This window comes from Shinella sp. HY16 (genome assembly GCF_028534175.1).
Classification (GTDB): Bacteria; Pseudomonadota; Alphaproteobacteria; order Rhizobiales; family Rhizobiaceae; genus Shinella.
The window spans coordinates 70,216-85,640 of record NZ_JAHYXL010000009.1 but is presented as its reverse complement, the minus strand read 5'-3'; the positions used below and the strand labels follow the sequence as shown (position 1 = coordinate 85,640).

The 15,425-nt window shown below is 56.7% G+C and carries 20 protein-coding genes, 1 pseudogene and 1 other annotated feature; of the genes and pseudogenes, 11 read left to right on the top strand and 10 right to left on the bottom strand.

Going from position 1 to position 15,425, the window contains the following annotated elements; translation table 11 throughout:
• Window positions 1-80: 80 nt before the first annotated feature.
• Genes K0P03_RS34615 through K0P03_RS34600 form a run of 4 tightly spaced genes read right to left on the bottom strand, consistent with a single transcriptional unit; the run spans window position 81 to window position 3,421 of the window.
• Complete coding sequence (locus K0P03_RS34615; protein ID WP_272792167.1) at window positions 81-617, bottom strand: NYN domain-containing protein; 537 nt, start codon at window positions 615-617, stop codon at window positions 81-83.
• Between the two features lie 33 nt (window positions 618-650).
• The gene (locus tag K0P03_RS34610) at window positions 651-998 is read right to left on the bottom strand and encodes a TraR/DksA family transcriptional regulator (RefSeq protein WP_272792166.1); all 348 of its coding nucleotides are present in this window, start codon (window positions 996-998) and stop codon (window positions 651-653) included.
• Between the two features lie 49 nt (window positions 999-1,047).
• Window positions 1,048-1,902, bottom strand: coding sequence for a universal stress protein (locus K0P03_RS34605; RefSeq protein WP_272792165.1), 855 nt, complete (start codon window positions 1,900-1,902; stop codon window positions 1,048-1,050).
• Between the two features lie 13 nt (window positions 1,903-1,915).
• Entirely contained in the window at window positions 1,916-3,421 is a 1,506-nt protein-coding gene (locus K0P03_RS34600) for a SulP family inorganic anion transporter (RefSeq protein ID WP_272792164.1), read from the bottom strand.
• Between the two features lie 212 nt (window positions 3,422-3,633).
• Window positions 3,634-3,685, bottom strand: a sequence feature (sul1 is cis-regulatory element that is thought to sense ions involved in sulfur or methionine metabolism; They are found in Alphaproteobacteria).
• Between the two features lie 430 nt (window positions 3,686-4,115).
• Here K0P03_RS34600 and K0P03_RS34595 point away from each other — a divergent pair.
• A complete protein-coding gene (locus K0P03_RS34595; RefSeq protein ID WP_272792163.1) occupies window positions 4,116-4,397 on the top strand; it encodes a hypothetical protein in 282 nt (93 codons plus the stop codon).
• 26 nt (window positions 4,398-4,423) lie between these two features.
• Here the strand turns inward: K0P03_RS34595 and K0P03_RS34590 are convergent, their stop codons facing one another.
• The 6 genes from K0P03_RS34590 to K0P03_RS34565 are packed head-to-tail and all read right to left on the bottom strand — an operon-like array spanning window position 4,424 to window position 7,692.
• Complete coding sequence (locus K0P03_RS34590) at window positions 4,424-4,846, bottom strand: hypothetical protein (protein ID WP_272792162.1); 423 nt, start codon at window positions 4,844-4,846, stop codon at window positions 4,424-4,426.
• Window positions 4,847-4,855: 9 nt separating this feature from the next.
• Window positions 4,856-5,443 (bottom strand): hypothetical protein, encoded by a 588-nt coding sequence (locus tag K0P03_RS34585; protein ID WP_272792161.1) that lies wholly within the window; start codon window positions 5,441-5,443, stop codon window positions 4,856-4,858.
• A 1-nt stretch (window position 5,444) separates the two neighbouring features.
• Window positions 5,445-5,795, bottom strand: a complete 351-nt coding sequence (locus K0P03_RS34580; RefSeq protein ID WP_272792160.1) for a hypothetical protein — start codon at window positions 5,793-5,795, stop codon at window positions 5,445-5,447.
• A gap of 54 nt (window positions 5,796-5,849) precedes the next feature.
• A complete protein-coding gene (locus K0P03_RS34575) occupies window positions 5,850-6,554 on the bottom strand; it encodes a thermonuclease family protein (RefSeq protein ID WP_272792159.1) in 705 nt (234 codons plus the stop codon).
• Window positions 6,551-7,087 carry a thermonuclease family protein gene (locus tag K0P03_RS34570; protein WP_052642577.1) on the bottom strand — a complete coding sequence of 179 codons (537 nt, stop codon included), beginning with the start codon at window positions 7,085-7,087 and terminating at the stop codon, window positions 6,551-6,553. Before K0P03_RS34570 ends, K0P03_RS34575 begins: the two co-directional genes overlap by 4 nt.
• A complete protein-coding gene (locus K0P03_RS34565) occupies window positions 7,084-7,692 on the bottom strand; it encodes a hypothetical protein (protein ID WP_272792158.1) in 609 nt (202 codons plus the stop codon). The genes K0P03_RS34570 and K0P03_RS34565 overlap by 4 nt, the downstream gene beginning before the upstream one ends.
• Window positions 7,693-7,851: 159 nt before the next feature.
• Here K0P03_RS34565 and K0P03_RS34560 point away from each other — a divergent pair, with 159 nt between their 5' ends.
• The 10 genes and pseudogenes from K0P03_RS34560 to K0P03_RS34515 all read left to right on the top strand — a co-directional run bounded on the left by K0P03_RS34560 (window position 7,852) and on the right by K0P03_RS34515 (window position 15,264).
• Window positions 7,852-8,826, top strand: coding sequence for a lytic transglycosylase domain-containing protein (locus tag K0P03_RS34560; RefSeq protein ID WP_272792157.1), 975 nt, complete (start codon window positions 7,852-7,854; stop codon window positions 8,824-8,826).
• 10 nt (window positions 8,827-8,836) lie between these two features.
• Window positions 8,837-9,184, top strand: a complete 348-nt coding sequence (locus K0P03_RS34555) for a TrbC/VirB2 family protein (protein WP_272792156.1) — start codon at window positions 8,837-8,839, stop codon at window positions 9,182-9,184.
• Window positions 9,184-9,483 (top strand): type IV secretion system protein VirB3, encoded by a 300-nt coding sequence (locus tag K0P03_RS34550; RefSeq protein ID WP_081950740.1) that lies wholly within the window; start codon window positions 9,184-9,186, stop codon window positions 9,481-9,483. Before K0P03_RS34555 ends, K0P03_RS34550 begins: the two co-directional genes overlap by 1 nt.
• A gap of 3 nt (window positions 9,484-9,486) precedes the next feature.
• Window positions 9,487-10,128, top strand: a pseudogene (locus K0P03_RS34545) (type VI secretion protein); the annotation flags it as partial.
• A gap of 157 nt (window positions 10,129-10,285) precedes the next feature.
• On the top strand, window positions 10,286-10,579 hold the full coding sequence (gene tnpB / locus K0P03_RS34540; protein ID WP_080600525.1) for an IS66 family insertion sequence element accessory protein TnpB: 294 nt from the start codon (window positions 10,286-10,288) through the stop codon (window positions 10,577-10,579).
• Between the two features lie 208 nt (window positions 10,580-10,787).
• A complete protein-coding gene (phnC, locus tag K0P03_RS34535) occupies window positions 10,788-11,597 on the top strand; it encodes a phosphonate ABC transporter ATP-binding protein (RefSeq protein WP_006473175.1) in 810 nt (269 codons plus the stop codon).
• Window positions 11,594-12,442 carry a phosphate/phosphite/phosphonate ABC transporter substrate-binding protein gene (gene phnD / locus K0P03_RS34530; protein ID WP_046802286.1) on the top strand — a complete coding sequence of 283 codons (849 nt, stop codon included), beginning with the start codon at window positions 11,594-11,596 and terminating at the stop codon, window positions 12,440-12,442. Before phnC ends, phnD begins: the two co-directional genes overlap by 4 nt.
• Before the next feature lie 70 nt (window positions 12,443-12,512).
• Window positions 12,513-13,319: a phosphonate ABC transporter, permease protein PhnE gene (phnE, locus tag K0P03_RS34525; RefSeq protein WP_006473411.1), complete on the top strand. Its 807-nt coding sequence runs from the start codon at window positions 12,513-12,515 to the stop codon at window positions 13,317-13,319.
• Window positions 13,320-13,332: 13 nt separating this feature from the next.
• Window positions 13,333-14,331: a phosphonate dehydrogenase gene (locus tag K0P03_RS34520; protein ID WP_003501101.1), complete on the top strand. Its 999-nt coding sequence runs from the start codon at window positions 13,333-13,335 to the stop codon at window positions 14,329-14,331.
• A 12-nt stretch (window positions 14,332-14,343) separates the two neighbouring features.
• Window positions 14,344-15,264, top strand: coding sequence for a LysR family transcriptional regulator (locus K0P03_RS34515; protein ID WP_003501100.1), 921 nt, complete (start codon window positions 14,344-14,346; stop codon window positions 15,262-15,264).
• Window positions 15,265-15,425 lie beyond the last annotated feature (161 nt).

Sequence of the window (15,425 nt, the reverse complement as noted above, 5' to 3'; positions counted from 1 at the left end):
TGACGAGACGTAATCGAAACGGATGAGCGCTGCATTTGTAGCGCAGCATTTAGTGACGCGCTACCCGCAATCGATCTGACCTAATCCGATCTGTCGGCAGTGGTCTTATCGAGACTCAACTGCGCAATGATGGACCGAAGATCGATGAAGGTGCCCGCTGCCTCGATGAGGATCGAGGCCGGGGCAATCGTGTTGGGTGCATCAAGCGTCGAGATCAGAGTGGTCTTGATATCGTAGTCACGCAGGGCACCAAGCAGCGGCTCCAGCTTGGCATCGCTTGCGAGGATCATGACATGATCGCCAGGCTCAGCCATCAGAAGTGCATCGACGGCGATTTCGACCAGATTGGTTCCGTAGCGTTCTCGCGGTTCGCCCGCGCCGTGCGTGCGACCTTTGACCACAAAACCATTGTGTCCCAACCAGCCGAGCAGCGACCTTTGGCGCTCTGCCTCATTGCCGTCGCGCAGGTCTCGATAATAGACCATCTGGTCGGCTGGCGTTCCGTTGTTGACCAAAGTGGCGAGCTTGCCCAGGTCGAATGGGGTCTCCAGGACTGAGCGAAGGCGGTCGTAATGGCTACCGTCGATCAGGAACAAAGTCTTCGTTTGTCGCGACATGATGTCTCCTCGCAATCGTGACGACCAGCGTGGTCAGGGTGCGCAGCGGACGCAGGCTTCAAAGGTCGGGTCTATGTCCAGGCGCCTGACCGCGATGGGCTCCCCGCACGCGATGCAATAGCCGAACTCGTCATCCCGGATACGAGACAGGGCCCGCTCGATAGCGATCTTTCGGTGTTGGCGGCGGCGATTGAGATCTTGGGCCATGGCTTGGCTCTGCATGGCATCCATGCGGGACAAACGCCCGACGCTCTGTTGGTCCAGCTCGATGGGAGCCCGATACTCCCGGCTTTCGTCAATCAGCCGAACCGTCTCAACTAGCTCGTGCTCAAGACGGTTCTTGAACAGCTCGACGACATCGGGATCTTCGATGGTCTTCATGGGTTTCCTCCGGATAAGAGGGCGGGCAACATGCCCGCCCGTCCTGATCTCAGCGGAAGATGACGACCGGCACCTTGCAGGAGCGGATCATTTCCGTCGTCGTCGAGCCGATGAAGAGGGAGCGCAGCCGCGAATGGCTGTAGGCACCCATAGCGAGGAGGTCGAAGCCTTCCTTTTCCACCATGTCTGAGATCACCTTGTCGGCCGCGCCCTGCACGAGTGCGACTTCCGGGGCATAGCCCGCGGCCTTGAGGATGATCGCAGCGTCATCGAGCTTCTTGCGGTTTTCGCTTGTGTCCGCACCTGCCATCACCACCTTGCAGCCGAGACCGTCCAGGATTGGGCTGCGGGACACCTGGTCGACCGTCTTCATCGCCATGCTGCCGCCGTCATAGGCGATCAGCAGCTTGGCGACCGGCTTGAAGGCGCGCGAGGCAATGACGATCGCCTTGTGGGTCGAGCGCACGACGCGTTCCAGGTTGGAGCCGAGATGGCCCTTGGCGAAATCCGCCCCCTCCCCACGCTTGCCGATGACGATGATGTCGGCATTGGCTTCAAATTCCAACACGGTGTCGATCAAATCGCCGTTGCGCAGCTTCGTCTCGACATTGGCAACGCCAGCCTCGTTGAGCCGGGCCTTTGCCTCGTCCAGCAAAAGACGCCCACGCTTGTGGGCAACCTTTGCCTTCTGCGCATCGAGTTCCGCCAGTTCCTCGAGAAGTGCGGTGCGGGCACCGAGGCCGATATTGCCGCTGAGGTTGACTGGTTCGGAGGCGAGATCCCGCCTGCCGATCACGTGGAGGAGTTCCACCGTCACGTCGGCCTTGCCTGCGATCCAGGCAATGTGGTCGCATACGCTTTGGGCATAGGGCGAGCCGTCGATCAGTCCGAGTATTCTTGTCATTTTTGATCCTCCCTCAGTGGCCCATCAGGCGTTCCATAGCGCCGGGCTTGTCATGGATGGCGAGCTTGTCGACGATGGTCTCGCTCGCCTGATTGAGGCCGATGATTTCCACATCCGCGCCTTCACGACGGAACTTCAGGACGATCATGTCGAGAGCCGCGACGCTGGAGATATCCCAGATATGGGCATGGCTGACGTCAATTGTGACCTTGTCGAGGGCTTCTTTGAAGTCGAAGGCCTTATTGAAATCGTCGACCGACGCGAAGAACACCTGGCCCTCGACCGTATAGGTGCGATGCATGCCGTCAGCCGACACCGCCGAGGTGACACGGAAGATCTGCGAGATCTTCCAGGCGAAGAAGACAGCAGACAGCAGCACACCGATCAACACGCCGATGGCGAGGTTGTGGGTGTAGACGACACCGACGACGGTCGCGATCATCACGATCGACGACGAGCGCGGATGACCCTTGAGGTTCCTGATCGAGGACCAGGAGAAGGTGCCGATCGAGACCATGATCATGATGGCGACCAGCGCTGCCATCGGGATCTGACTGACGAGATCGCCCAGCACCAGGATCATGAACAGCAGGAAGACGCCCGCGCAGAAGGTCGAGAGGCGGCCACGGCCACCGGACTTCACATTGATGATCGACTGGCCGATCATGGCGCAACCCGCCATGCCGCCGATGAAGCCGGTGGCCGTGTTGGCAATGCCCTGACCCACGCATTCGCGGTTCTTGTCGCTCGGCGTGTCCGTCAGGTCATCGACGATCTGTGCCGTCATCAGCGATTCCAGAAGGCCGACGGCTGCCACTGCCACCGAATAGGGCAGGATGATCATCAGCGTTTCGAGACTGAACGGGATTTGCGGGATCAGGAAGATCGGCAGGGTCGAGGGCAGCTCGCCCATGTCGCCAACGGTGCGGATGTCGAAGCCGAACCAGATCGAAAGAGCAGTCAAGAGCACGATGCAGACCAGTGGCGAAGGAACTGCCTTCGTCACGTATGGGAAGAGATAGATGATGCCGAGGCCGGCTGCGACCAGGATATAGGTCAGAACAGGCACGTTCGTCAGTTCTGGCAACTGCGCCATGAAGATCAGGATGGCGAGCGCATTGACGAAGCCTGTCATCACCGACTTCGAGACGAAACGCATCAGATAGCCGAGGCGGAAAATGCCGGCGACGATCTGGATCAGACCTGCGAGCACCGTGGCCGCCAAGAGATACTGGAGGCCATGGTCCCGCACCAGCGTGACCATGAGGACAGCGGTGGCGGCAGTGGCAGCCGAGATCATGCCAGGACGGCCACCGACGAAAGCGATGAGGACGGCGATCGAGAAAGAGGCGTAGAGGCCGACCTTCGGATCGACGCCAGCGATGATCGAAAAGGCAATGGCCTCAGGGATGAGAGCAAGCGCCACGACAAGTCCGGCCAACACATCCGCACGGATGTTGCCGAACCATTCGGTTTTGAGGGTTCCTATAAAATCGCGATTCAAGTTTGTGTTCTCCATGCCGGCGACGCTTGGGAGTCCGTCAGCGCGGCGGGTCAATTGTGAATGGGTGAGTGACGTCGCGCGCACGGATTGTGAGCGTGTTGAGCACGGCAATCGCCATGGTGATCGACGTCGGTTCTATGGCGTGATCAGGCCGTCTTCGTCATTGGGGATTTCCAATCGGAATACTCGCTGCAGCGATATCGAAGGAGATATGGGCAGGAGTTAGCTGGTTGCCGGGGGATAGGCGCCCGGAGAAGCCACCCGCCTTGCGGGTCCGGTTGATGGTGGCAATATTGCGGCAAAAGGCCTTGAGGGCAAGCAAAAAAATGCCCGTGCGTAGCTAATGCCTCCGCCGACGAATAGAAATTGGCCCGAGAATGACGCTCATTCAGCCTTGTCATTCGTCCGGTTTGGGGGCCGAAAGGCGACTTTGTTCAACGCACTGAGAGGGGAGAAAGGCGCTCTGCCCTCTCTCCCCCACAAGCACTAAACCGGTCTCCCCATGCTTCGGCTTGCGGCCTGCAGCACCGGCCGCATTTCCCTGAAATCCGTCTCGGCCCTCCCGGGTGGGTGATCCCCCTCCGGTTTAGCGCTTGTCCCCCTCTCTCCAGCTGTTCCGCACGAGCTCGGGAGCAGGAGCGGGGCTCCTGCCCTCCCTTCGATTTCGGGAGGTCAAGGAGTGATCGCTTGCGCTTTTGGAGAGGGAAAGATGACAGAAAAGCTTGAGCTGCGACCTAACGAACCATTGTCCGTGAAGGTCGAACGTCACCGGGCAGCCTACCTGGCGGCCGTCAACAGCGAGGGCGGCGCTGACATGGATCAAGAAGCGAAGGCGCGTATGGAAGTCATCAGGCACGCGCCGTTAGATCCGGATGAAAGAGATCAGAAGCTGCTTTACGTAGCAGGGTATCTGATTGCCTCTAAGGGGAGCCTAAACCCTGAAGAAATGGAGCTTCTTCTTTCACGCTCCATCTCACTGCCGGGGCATTGATGATCAACAGGCATCTGGCCTTAAAATCAGTAGTTGGTGGCAACCCATTCGCCGGATGCAGACTTGGCAAATCCAATGACACGATCGAGAGGAGCTGCGTTTGGATTCCTCTTGATGGCCGCAACGCATGATACGCCTGGACCGCTGGCATTCTCGTCACACTCTCCCAAGGCAAGGGTTACATCGGCTTCACCGCGGCCGGTCCTCAGAGGGTTGCGGGCATAAGCCTTGCGGTATGCGGCTAGGGCCTCCTCTTCTGTCGGTATCTCAAGCACAGGAGCCGGAGGTTCGGGAATTAGGGAGGGATTGGCTGCGATAAGGGCTGCGATCTCCGCATCAGTAGGGCCCCGAACAACCGGCTCTGGCTCCGGCATGATGAGATAAGTACCTCCAGCACCGGCGAGGATGCCGATACCGGCGGCTGCTACGATGAGAATGTTGCTGTTCATGTCATCCACTCAGTCATTCAGGTTGAACCAAGCGCGCTGCTTGACGCCCTTATCGTTTGGAATGTCGAAATAATAAGGATCCGCGCGGCGAGGGCGGGGCTGAGTGATCTGCACCGTGCAGCCATTGTCTCGGTTGAAAACATCATTGTCGTTGTTCTGGTTGATCTGCCGGATCGTGACACCCTTGCGCTCGTTTTCTTGGCTGTCACCAAATTGGGTACGGAAGGCGGCACGGTTGCTGCACTGGTTGACGGTCTTCGTGCACTGATCCTTGTCGTCTCGGCCCAAGAACGGCCGATCCCCATCGGTGCGGGAGGAAACGGCGGTCATGCCGGCAGGGCATTCCTCGTAAGGTTCATAGCCCGGTTTTCCGGCTTTTGCTTCATGGCAGATCGGCCAGGAGAAGCCGGGCTTCGCCATAGCTGATATGAGCCTTTTCATCGGGGGAACGCAGTAGGGGACGCCATGCCATGACGGGCTTTGTGAGGCTGCGCACAAGAGGATCTGGCAACCCCATGAGGCATCCTCGGCCTGGGCAGATGCTGGAGAGATGGCAAGAGCCGCGAGACCGGCTGCGGCAAAAAACACTGGTTTCATATCAGGTGTCCCTCTTGATCAATGCTGCTGAAATTGCCGGCTCGGAAAAAGGTCTTTCGAGCGGAGTCCTGTGCTGGATGCGTTCGCCTGCGGCGTAGATGACGGCCGAGATCAGCGCGAAGCACGCAAACCAGGAAATGCCGATGCGATAGAGCAGTGGCTGATTGGGAATGTCCCGAGAAACCGCGGCGAAGGCTAGGATCCCGACCAGGTAGCTGTCGAAGGACAAGTGACGCTTGTCGTGGAAAGCCAGCGACAGGATGAGAAGGAAGGCCGCTAGTAGCGCGTGGATCCACCAGAGTCTCTGCGCCGGGATTATGAGGGCGATCGAGAGGGAGATGGCAAGCAGCAAGCCAGCCAAGGGATCCGTTGCGAGAGAGGTCGCAATATGTGCGAGGTCTGGCAACTATCGGTCTGTCCTCTTCGGCTTGTTTCGCGCATCAGCAAAAGGAGGAGAGATCTCGTTTTTCCTCTCGGCCAATAGATTGAAGTCGGCGATCGGATGCCGATCTAGCGTCTTGTCGACGGCTTTCCGGCGCCATTCGTTCATGTCCAACACGTAGGTTCCCCACATCCCATACCGGGCGGCCATCGCGTTGGTCTGATAAGCGTAATATTGGGCGTTGATGTAAGGGGAATCGAGACGAGCCCAACCGACGCGCAGCATTTCGGCGGCGAGATCCACACCGTTAGTCGTGCATTGTGCGACGGGTATCCCATCGTTCGCGTAGGCCAGACCGACGCAAGTCGTGGGTCTGCTTCCGACAGTCCTTTTCAGCCAGGCCTTGGCGAAGGGACCGCATGGAACGGGGGTAGGGGCCTGTTGCTTGTCCCGGTTGGTCCACTTTGGGTTCAAAGCCCATTGAGGAAGCTCACAGGTGTCGATGCCAGCCAACCTCACTTTATAGCCATTGCCAAGCGTGCCGAACCATAGCGTGCGGCCGTCAAGAACGGTTGCCGGGCCTTTGAACGTCGGCAACCGAACAGCAGCAGCAACTGGAGGCGCAGCCTGACCGCGTAGGGCGTGCCAGTTCTGATAGATCGGATCGGCGGCAAACGCCGGCTGGGCCAAAGAGCTTGCGGCGATAAAAAGGAAAAGGCGGCTTCTCATGGCTGGGCGCTCCTCGATCGCTGGTTCGCCTCACGACTAAGCAGGATGGAAGGATGCTGAACGTCGGAGAATTGCCAAAGGCCGGCCTTCTTTTGCTGAGCAAGCTGCTCGGCTATGGCGTAGGGGGCATGATAAGGGAGACCATCGGTCTTCAAGGCAGCGAATGCATAGCCGCTTGTCACCATGATCTGCGCGAGGTCGAGCCTTTGACTGCCAACCGTGGCGTAACAAACGACATATGAGATGCCGTTAAGCTTCGCCACGGGGGCACAGATCGGTTTGGTGTCCTTGATGTAGGCAGCCAACATCGCAAGCGATGCCTCCCCGCAATCTTGTCTATTGCCCTGACCATCCGTGTAGGCAGTGCCGCGCAAGCAGGACTGGATGCCATAGAGACGAAACCGTTCTCCGTTCGAGATCCAGGTGTCCCCCGTTTCCAAGGTGATGCCGGGAGCAAGATCGAAGTACCCTTCAGGTGCGGCATTGGCTGCAAAGGGCAGTAGAGTCGCGACGAGTGCAGCAGCAAGCTTCATTGCGCCTTCACCCGAGGATCTGCCCACATGCCGTAGGAACCCTTCTGGCCGATTGCCTGAGCCTCCGTGAGATCAGGACGCTCGAATGAACCATCGGCTTTCTTAGTCAGGCGAACCGCTCCTAACGACAGAAGCTGCTCCTCAAGATTATCAACCGTGTCCATTGCTCCAGGATAGTTATAGTAGCCGTAGCAAGTGACATCCTGAACGGGGGCAGTCTGCTCGCTGATGAAGGCCCTGCAGAACAGAACCTTGGGGCTCTGCAGCATCGTTTGCAGCTGCTGCGTACCAAACTCCTCGCAAGTCCCGGAATAGTCCTCTGCGCGATTGACCAGATCGCCGCTGCAGGGCTGAACGCCATACAGATGCAACGTTGTCGATTCATCGACGCGAAACTCAGTCGCCGAGATAGCCTTGAAGCCATTGGCAGTGGCGTAACCTTTGCGATCAGCGACTTTGCCGGTCCCGTCGTAATACTCGACGACAAGAACCGTCTTGCCCGGCGCCGCCAGTGACCTGATGTAATCCTTGTTCACCGCAGGAGCGGCAAGCGCTTGTGTTGCCAATGCGCAACTTAGAAGCGCGGGAATGATGGCCTGTTTCATATTCTAGCCCTAACCATCCGTAGTGCGATTGTTGACCCTGCAAAATAGGGTTTAACACCGATCAGAAAACTTGTAAGAGTGCATCAAATCGGTATCATGTGTGCATTAACTCTAGTCGGTTTTCATGGCGATCACAACACCGTTTGACGGGCGGGTGCGATGGATAAAAACACTGTCTATGCAGGGTATCTAGGCCCGCGAACCCTGACTAGCGCAGCATTATCCGTGCTGCTCGCGGCCAATACTGCTGCGTCACAAGACCTAGCCACAACAGGGCGTATTTCCAGCGATTACAACGGTTCTGTGACAATCAATGAGGAATCTCTTGTCACGAACTTCGAAGATCGCTGGAGCGGTGTCGAAACATCAGAGAAGGAATTTGTCCTTGGTGCAAACGGTGTTGTCACGAAGGGCGGAGCTGAAGTATTGGGCGCAACGGCGTCGAAAGACACGCGCGCCAATGGGCATCAAATTGATGCGTCTGTCAGCGCGTATTTTGATGTCTCGGAGCGCGCCACCGGCCGCATTGAGCCTGTCCAGACTCCCACTCCAGATACTACATCTAGTGATACCCCCGAAAATTTAGGGGCACGAACTCCCGTTGAAGAGTGCGGGCCGTCGTCCCTGTCACCTGATGAGATTAAAGCGCTGGTTGCATCCACCGCGCGCCGATACAGCGTCGATGAGGGTTTCGCGGTTGCGATTGCCTGGGCCGAAAGCCGCTTCGATGAGATCCGCAATTCACCGAAAGGCGCACGCGGACCGATGCAGCTTATCCCCGAAACGGCGGCTCGCTTCGGTGTTCAGGATATTTGCGATCCCGCTCAAAACATCGAGGGCGGGATGAAGTACCTGCGCTTCCTGCTCGATGAGTTTCAGAACCCGCTTCTGGTCGCAGCCGCTTACAACAGCGGGGAGGGTCGCATCTACGAATATGGCGGCGTTCCGCCATTCCAAGAGACCGTCGGCTATGTCGCAAAGGTTGTGAATTTCCAGCTTGGCCTACCGATGCCAACCGGCAAACGGAAGGCAAACGGGATCGTCCGAGACATGGCGGAAAAGAACACCAGCGATGCCGGAGTCATCGCTGTGGAGAAGACCGGCAAGTTCGTCGGCGGCGTGATGCATTTTTAAGGAGAGAACTATGAAGAACGTCGTTTCCCGGCATTCCGGGGCATTGAAGGCAGTGGCCGTCATTGGCTTGGTGTCAGCGCTGCAGGTTGCAGGCGCTGATCAAGCGCTTGCACAGGCTGGCGGTGGCGGTGGCGGTGCATTCGCCCCCCTTCAGACAGCCGTGCAGATGATCGTTGACTTCATCACCGGCCCCTTCGGACGTCTGATGGCAATCATCGCCGTGATTGGCCTCGGCTTCCTTGCCTTTGCCGGCAGGCTTTCGTGGTTCACGGCCGGAGCCGTCGTCATTGGCATCGGTCTCGTGTTCGGCGCCCCTGCCATCGTTGACCAGATGATCTCGTCGGTAGGCGGCGGCTGATGAGCGATTTTCAGGACGAGAAGCCAGCTTTGACGCCGTTGGTGATCGGCTTGACCCGTTCTCCGACGCTATGGGGCGTGCCTTACATGGCGGTCGTCCTGATCATCGGCGTGACAATCATTGGGTGGCTGGTGACGAACCATCTGGCGGCACTGCTGATCGCGCCAGCCGCCTACCTTGTCCTTTTCTCGCTTTGTGCCTGGGACAGCAAGATTCTCGACGTCCTGCAGGTCACGTCCCGCAAGACGCCAAGGACCCCCAACAAGCGCTTTTGGGGCACCAACTCATACGGACCATAGTAGATGCTGAAAGTCGTCAAGGAAGAGCTTGGGTTTGGGAAGGTCGCCGGCAACGAGCGGCCTATGTCCGTTCACATCCCCTATATGCGGCATGTGTCTGACACGGTCATCGGGCTCGAGAATGGAACCCTGATCAGCGTCATTAAGCTTGATGGACTGTTCTTCCAGACGGAGGACCAGGCCGAATTGAACATGCGTTCTGTTGTGCAGAACACCATGATCCGAGCACTAGGTTCGAGTCGCTATTCTCTTTGGTCGACTGTAATCCGTCGTGAGGTCGAGACCGAAATCGGCGGTTCGTTCGATTCCTCCTTCTGCGAGATCCTGAACGATCGCTTTATGGACCAACTTCGCAAGAAGCGGATGTTCACGAACGAAATCTACCTGACGATCGTGCGTTCGGGCATGAAAGGGGCGCTTGGCCTCGGCGACTCGCTGAAGCGGATCTTTGAACGCTCGAACAAGGAGGCCAGGGCCCAAGCGACCCGTGAAGACGTGACCGACCTCGAAGAGCTGGTTGGGAATATCGTGAAAGAGTTGCACAAGTACGGCGCAAAGCCGCTTGGCATCACGTATCGCAAGAAATCAGACGATACAGCGAAAAAGGACATCGATGGAGAAGACGCTAAGTGTAGCGGCTTGCCAACATAAGCGCCTCTGCTCGCAAACATCGGCATTTTCTGCTCGAATTATCTGACAATGGAGCGGGCGTCGTGCTCACGCTCTTTGCCAATGTGCTCGCAAACATCCGGGTCTGCTTGCAAACATCCGCCACGTGCTCAGATTAATTGCCAGCGACGGCATGGTCAAACCGGGACGCCTGCCTGTCGTAGTTGCTCGGTCAGCTGACGGGAATATTCGGGATCAAGGGTGCCCGCCAGGAAGGCGCGGATATACGGACATGCGCTGTGGCTTTCCCTCCTTGGCGCTTCGGGTGCAGGAGGTTCTGCAGCATGATCCGTTGTCAGGGCATCTCTTCGTCTTCAGGGGCCGCAGATCGGATATTTTGAAGATCATCTGGCATGATGGTCTGGGCGCCTGCCTTTTTACCCGGCGGCTGGAGAAGGGCCGGTTTATCTGGCCGAATATGGGATAGCATCCGTCAAGGTGGTGTAGAATTGGGACCGGGCCGTCATGATCAGGCGGCTCTGGGTGAAATTTCTCCATCGCAGCTACGCGAGGAGGTAGAGCTGAGTTTAAGTGCTGTCATTGAAGTTTCACGAGCCTGATAAACGGACGTCATATGTCGCCCATAGTGATGCAAATATTCAATCGATGCACCACTAACGATCAGGATTATTGTGATGCTGGCTCTGAACGGAGTTGCCGTGACCTATGCCAACGGCACCCAAGCTTTGAAGACAACGACATTGACGTTCAACCAGGGTCAGTTCGTCGTGCTCCTCGGTAGATCCGGCGCAGGCAAATCTACCCTCATCCGGACACTCAACGGCTTGGTTGCGCCGACGTCTGGTTCGATCACTTCTAACGATATTGGTGCTCTGGATGCGGAAACTAAGCTTCGCATTCACCGAAGGCGAACTGGGATGATATTCCAGCAGCACCAACTCATAGGGCGCTTGAGCGCGCTCGACAACGTCATGACGGGCCGCCTGGGCTACCACTCTGGCTGGCGTACGTTGTTCCCTATGCCGCGTTCGGATCGAAGGCTGGGGTTGGAATGCCTTGAACGCGTAGGCCTTCTTGATAAGGCTCTCGTCAGGGCGGATCAACTATCCGGCGGTCAGCAGCAACGGGTGGGCATTGCGCGCGCGCTGGTCCAGAAGCCCCAACTGGTCCTTGCAGATGAGCCCGTTGCAAGTCTGGACCCTGAAACGGCTGTCGAGGTCCTGTCGCAGCTTCGCGAAATATGCACAGCCGACGGCATCACTGCTGTGATCAGCCTTCATCAGATCGATCTAGCTCGCCGGTTCGGCGACCGGGTCATTGCTATGCGCGACGGGGAAGTGGTTGCGGACGCCGCTGTCGACGAACTGACCGATCAAATGTGTGCGTCGATCTACCGCAGCGCCCCAAGAAATCCGACCACAACACAAGATTTGTCCAACTACGAGTATGATCAACCTTTAGCTGCCATGGAGGCCGCATTATGAAGAAGCTTCTGTCCCTCGCATTCCTCGCCGTTCTTGGCTGGAGTTCGTTGGCGCATGCTGGCTCAAATCCAGAGACATTGCGCGTCGCGTTGCTACCGGACGAGAACGCCGCCACTGTCATCAAAAACAATCGTCCTCTCGAGGAGTATCTTGAGAAGACACTCGGTCGGGAGATTGAACTGATCGTAACGACCGACTACTCGTCAATGATCGAAGCGATGCGTTTCGGCCGGCTTGAGTTGGCTTATTTCGGGCCGCTCTCTTACACGCTCGCGAAAACCAAGGCTGATATCGAGCCTTTCGCAGCAGTTATGAAGGATGGCGAAACTACCTATCGCGCTGTAGTTGTCGCCAATGCAGAGGCTGGCATCGAAAGCCTTGAAGATGCAAAAGGGAAAAAGGTCGCGTTTGGGGACGTGGCTTCCACCTCAAGCCACCTTATCCCGAAATCTATGCTGCTTAAGGCCGGAGTTGAGGCTGGAAAAGACTATAGCGAGAACTTCGTAGGGTCGCATGATGCCGTGGCTATTGCAGTGCAGAATGGCAATGCTCAGATTGGCGGACTTTCGTTGCCCATCTACAATTCAATGGTCGCTCGTGGCACCATTGATCCTAAGAAAGTTATCGCCCTCGCCGAGTCCGATCCGTTCCCGCAGTACCCCTGGACCATGCGGTCGGATCTTGACACTTCGTTGAAAGAGGCGATCACCAAAGCCTTCATCGACCTTAAAGACGAAAAGGTATTGGCATCCTTCAAAGCCGATGGGTTCGCTCCGATCGATGACAAAGCCTACGACGTCGTCCGTGAGCTCGGTAAAGTGCTGAACTTGGACCTGAGTCAGTAAGGCGCGTTCGAGACAGTTTCTCACCTTTCGACGCAGGCGCTGGCCTGCGTCCTTTCTTCCAGGATATGTGATGACACAGCCGTCGGCCGACTACGACTCTATCCTTCAACATCAAAACAAAGCTTGGACCAGAGCTGGCGTGATCGCGTTGGCAATTGCGTGTGTGATCATTGTTAGCAGTTATCACTCCGGTCTTCTTGATCTGGAGCGTCTGGGATCTGGGTTTCCTGCGCTCTGGCAGCTCGGTACGGAAATGTTTCCCCCGGATTTCAACCGAGGCTTGGAGTGGATCAGCCCTCTCATCGACACTCTGGCGATGAGTATAGCTGGGACTGCGATCGCGGTACTGATATCACTTCCAGTTGGCTTTTTCGCCTCAGGGAAAACAGCACCCAACGCTGTCATCTATATGATCTCGCGTGGATTGTTGAATGGTCTACGGTCGATCCCGGAGCTGATTATGGGCATCGTCTTCGTGGCGGCAGTGGGATTTGGAGCGCTCCCAGGCGTGCTGGCTCTTGGTCTTCACTCGGTTGGCATGGTGGGCAAGTTCTTTGCGGAGGCGATCGAGCATTGCGATAATGCGCCTATAGAAGCCGCACGCGCAGCTGGTGCGTCGCCGTTCCAGATCGTGACGCGGGCGATCTTGCCACAAGTTCTACCGCAATTGGCCGATGTGACCATCTATCGGTGGGAGTACAACTTCCGCGCCTCGACAATCCTGGGCACTGTGGGAGCTGGTGGTATCGGTTTCGAGTTGATGACATCCCTCCGGATCATGAATTATCAGGAGGTTCTTGCGATCATGCTCGTTGTCCTTCTGATGGTCACCATCGTTGACCAGGTCGGCGCTCTCCTCCGCCGCCAGCTGCAATAGAAGGATAAATTAAATGCTCCCAAAGGTAGTAATCACCCATCGCGTCCACGAGGAGATTATCTCAAAGCTATCTCCCCACGCTCGTTTAGTTTGCAACGATACTGATGATACATGGCCCCGCGAGAAACTGCTCGCAGAATTGAGCGACGCCAAGGCGATGATGGCGTTCATGCCGGACATGATCGACGCGTCTGTACTCGCGCACGCTCCCGATCTTCAACTTGTGGCATGTGCGCTGAAAGGCTTCGATAACTTCGACATCGAAGCCTGCACGCAGCGTGGAGTCCACGTCACGATAGTGTCCGATCTTCTCACTGACCCGACAGCCGAACTTACAATCGGTCTGATGATTGCTCTTGGGCGGCACATTCTGCCAGGCGACAAGAGCGTCAGGAGGGATTACAAAGGTTGGCGCCCTCGGTTTTACGGCCTTGGGCTGCAGGGCACAGCAATCGGCATTTTAGGGATGGGAGCGATCGGAAAAGCTATAGCACAGCGCCTAAGTACCTTCGGCGCCATTGTGTCGTACTGGGATCGTCAATCCCTGGACAAAGCCGATGAGATCAGACTGAACGTAAAGCCTCTTGAATTTGACCAGTTGATCTCGTCGTCTACCTTTCTTGTGTGTGCACTCCCGCTTTCGGCCGAAACGAAGCATCTCCTCGGCGCTGAACAACTCGCCAAAATGCCCAAAGGAGCACTTCTTATTAATCCTGCACGCGGAAGCGTGGTTGATGAAGAGGCTGTTGTCGCTGCATTGCAGGCGGGGCGCTTGGGAGGCTACGCCGCTGATGTTTATGAGATGGAGGACTGGGCCAGACCCGACCGGCCTGACAAGGTCCACGGGGGTCTCCTCAATCGCGAACATGATTCGATCTTGACACCCCACATAGGCTCAGCAGTGGCGAAGTCGCGTTTGGCTATCGAGCACGAGGCTGCTGACAACATTATAGATTTTGTCCAAGGCCGAAGACCTCGTGCGGCAATTAACGAGGTTCAACTAATTCCTTGATTAGAGAAAGTAATGTTTAGCCTTTCGCATGTCGCAGCATTCATAGAGGTAATCGAAACTGGCAGCTTTCACGAGGCGTCGCGACGGCTTCAGATATCCCAACCGACTGTCTCACATAATGTGAAACGATTGGAGGATATACTAGGGGTGCGGCTGGTCGAGAGGAGGAAGGACAAGTGTGTGCCGACTCGGCAAGGGCTCGTATTCTTGCCATTCGCACGCAGCCTTTTGACCGTCACGAAGAGATCTCTGGACCGCCTGCACAGCGGCCGGATTACGTTGGGTGCCAGTACTAACATCGGTACCTATATTTTGCCAGTCCACTTGAAGCGTTTACAGGATGCTCAAGGCCGGCCACCTGAGGTGGCCGTTGCCTCAAATCCTGAAATCATCGAAAAGCTCTTGAGGAAGGAGATTGATCTAGCCTTTACCGAATGGTGGGACGATCGAAAAGGATATCAAGCCCGCCTTTGGCGGAAGGAAAAGCTGGTAATAATCGTATCCCCACAGCATAATTGGAGGACGCGAAAAACAATTGAAGCGGCAGAGTTATTTCAAGAGTCCCTCATTGGCGGAGAACGTGGAACCGGTACCGGATCCGTGCTCCGCGAGGCCTTCGGCCAAGCGGCAGAGCAATTCCCAATCTCATTCAATGTCGGGAGCACTGAGGCTGTGAAGCATGCAGTTCGAGCTGGTCTCGGCATTTCGATCGTGATGAGGAGCACTGTCCTCGATGAGCTCGCGTCGGGTAGGCTTTATGAGGTTTCTGTTGAGAATGTGGTTCTCGAAAAGTCTGTGTGGGCTGTACATCCCGTACATATGGAGGATGGTTCACCGGAAGCAATCGCGCTTAAGGTTATACTCGATGCGAGCGCCCCTCTGGGTGACCTAGAGCACGTCCACATTACTCGGGGTCATATCCGCAAGATTTGAAGTAGTTGGCGCATTCCTGCGGCTCGAACATGGTAACGGCCTGGCCGACCGCATCCTTTGGTATCGCCGCCTCAATTCCCGGAGTATCCCATACAAGGGGGACAAGATCGGGGACCGCCCGATTTTCGATGCGTAAGGTTCCCTGCTCCATGTCGCGAATA

Bases quoted from the DNA above. Each gene is read 5' to 3' on its own strand.
- K0P03_RS34615 (WP_272792167.1), bottom strand. From the start codon at position 617: ATGTCGCGACAAACGAAGACTTTGTTCCTGATCGACGGTAGCCATTAC.
- K0P03_RS34610 (WP_272792166.1), bottom strand. From the start codon at position 998: ATGAAGACCATCGAAGATCCCGATGTCGTCGAGCTGTTCAAGAACCGT.
- K0P03_RS34605 (WP_272792165.1), bottom strand. From the start codon at position 1,902: ATGACAAGAATACTCGGACTGATCGACGGCTCGCCCTATGCCCAAAGC.
- K0P03_RS34600 (WP_272792164.1), bottom strand. From the start codon at position 3,421: ATGGAGAACACAAACTTGAATCGCGATTTTATAGGAACCCTCAAAACC.
- K0P03_RS34595 (WP_272792163.1), top strand. From the start codon at position 4,116: ATGACAGAAAAGCTTGAGCTGCGACCTAACGAACCATTGTCCGTGAAG.
- K0P03_RS34590 (WP_272792162.1), bottom strand. From the start codon at position 4,846: ATGAACAGCAACATTCTCATCGTAGCAGCCGCCGGTATCGGCATCCTC.
- K0P03_RS34585 (WP_272792161.1), bottom strand. From the start codon at position 5,443: ATGAAACCAGTGTTTTTTGCCGCAGCCGGTCTCGCGGCTCTTGCCATC.
- K0P03_RS34575 (WP_272792159.1), bottom strand. From the start codon at position 6,554: ATGAGAAGCCGCCTTTTCCTTTTTATCGCCGCAAGCTCTTTGGCCCAG.
- K0P03_RS34570 (WP_052642577.1), bottom strand. From the start codon at position 7,087: ATGAAGCTTGCTGCTGCACTCGTCGCGACTCTACTGCCCTTTGCAGCC.
- K0P03_RS34565 (WP_272792158.1), bottom strand. From the start codon at position 7,692: ATGAAACAGGCCATCATTCCCGCGCTTCTAAGTTGCGCATTGGCAACA.
- K0P03_RS34560 (WP_272792157.1), top strand. From the start codon at position 7,852: ATGGATAAAAACACTGTCTATGCAGGGTATCTAGGCCCGCGAACCCTG.
- K0P03_RS34555 (WP_272792156.1), top strand. From the start codon at position 8,837: ATGAAGAACGTCGTTTCCCGGCATTCCGGGGCATTGAAGGCAGTGGCC.
- K0P03_RS34550 (WP_081950740.1), top strand. From the start codon at position 9,184: ATGAGCGATTTTCAGGACGAGAAGCCAGCTTTGACGCCGTTGGTGATC.
- tnpB (WP_080600525.1), top strand. From the start codon at position 10,286: ATGGTCAAACCGGGACGCCTGCCTGTCGTAGTTGCTCGGTCAGCTGAC.
- phnC (WP_006473175.1), top strand. From the start codon at position 10,788: ATGCTGGCTCTGAACGGAGTTGCCGTGACCTATGCCAACGGCACCCAA.
- phnD (WP_046802286.1), top strand. From the start codon at position 11,594: ATGAAGAAGCTTCTGTCCCTCGCATTCCTCGCCGTTCTTGGCTGGAGT.
- phnE (WP_006473411.1), top strand. From the start codon at position 12,513: ATGACACAGCCGTCGGCCGACTACGACTCTATCCTTCAACATCAAAAC.
- K0P03_RS34520 (WP_003501101.1), top strand. From the start codon at position 13,333: ATGCTCCCAAAGGTAGTAATCACCCATCGCGTCCACGAGGAGATTATC.
- K0P03_RS34515 (WP_003501100.1), top strand. From the start codon at position 14,344: ATGTTTAGCCTTTCGCATGTCGCAGCATTCATAGAGGTAATCGAAACT.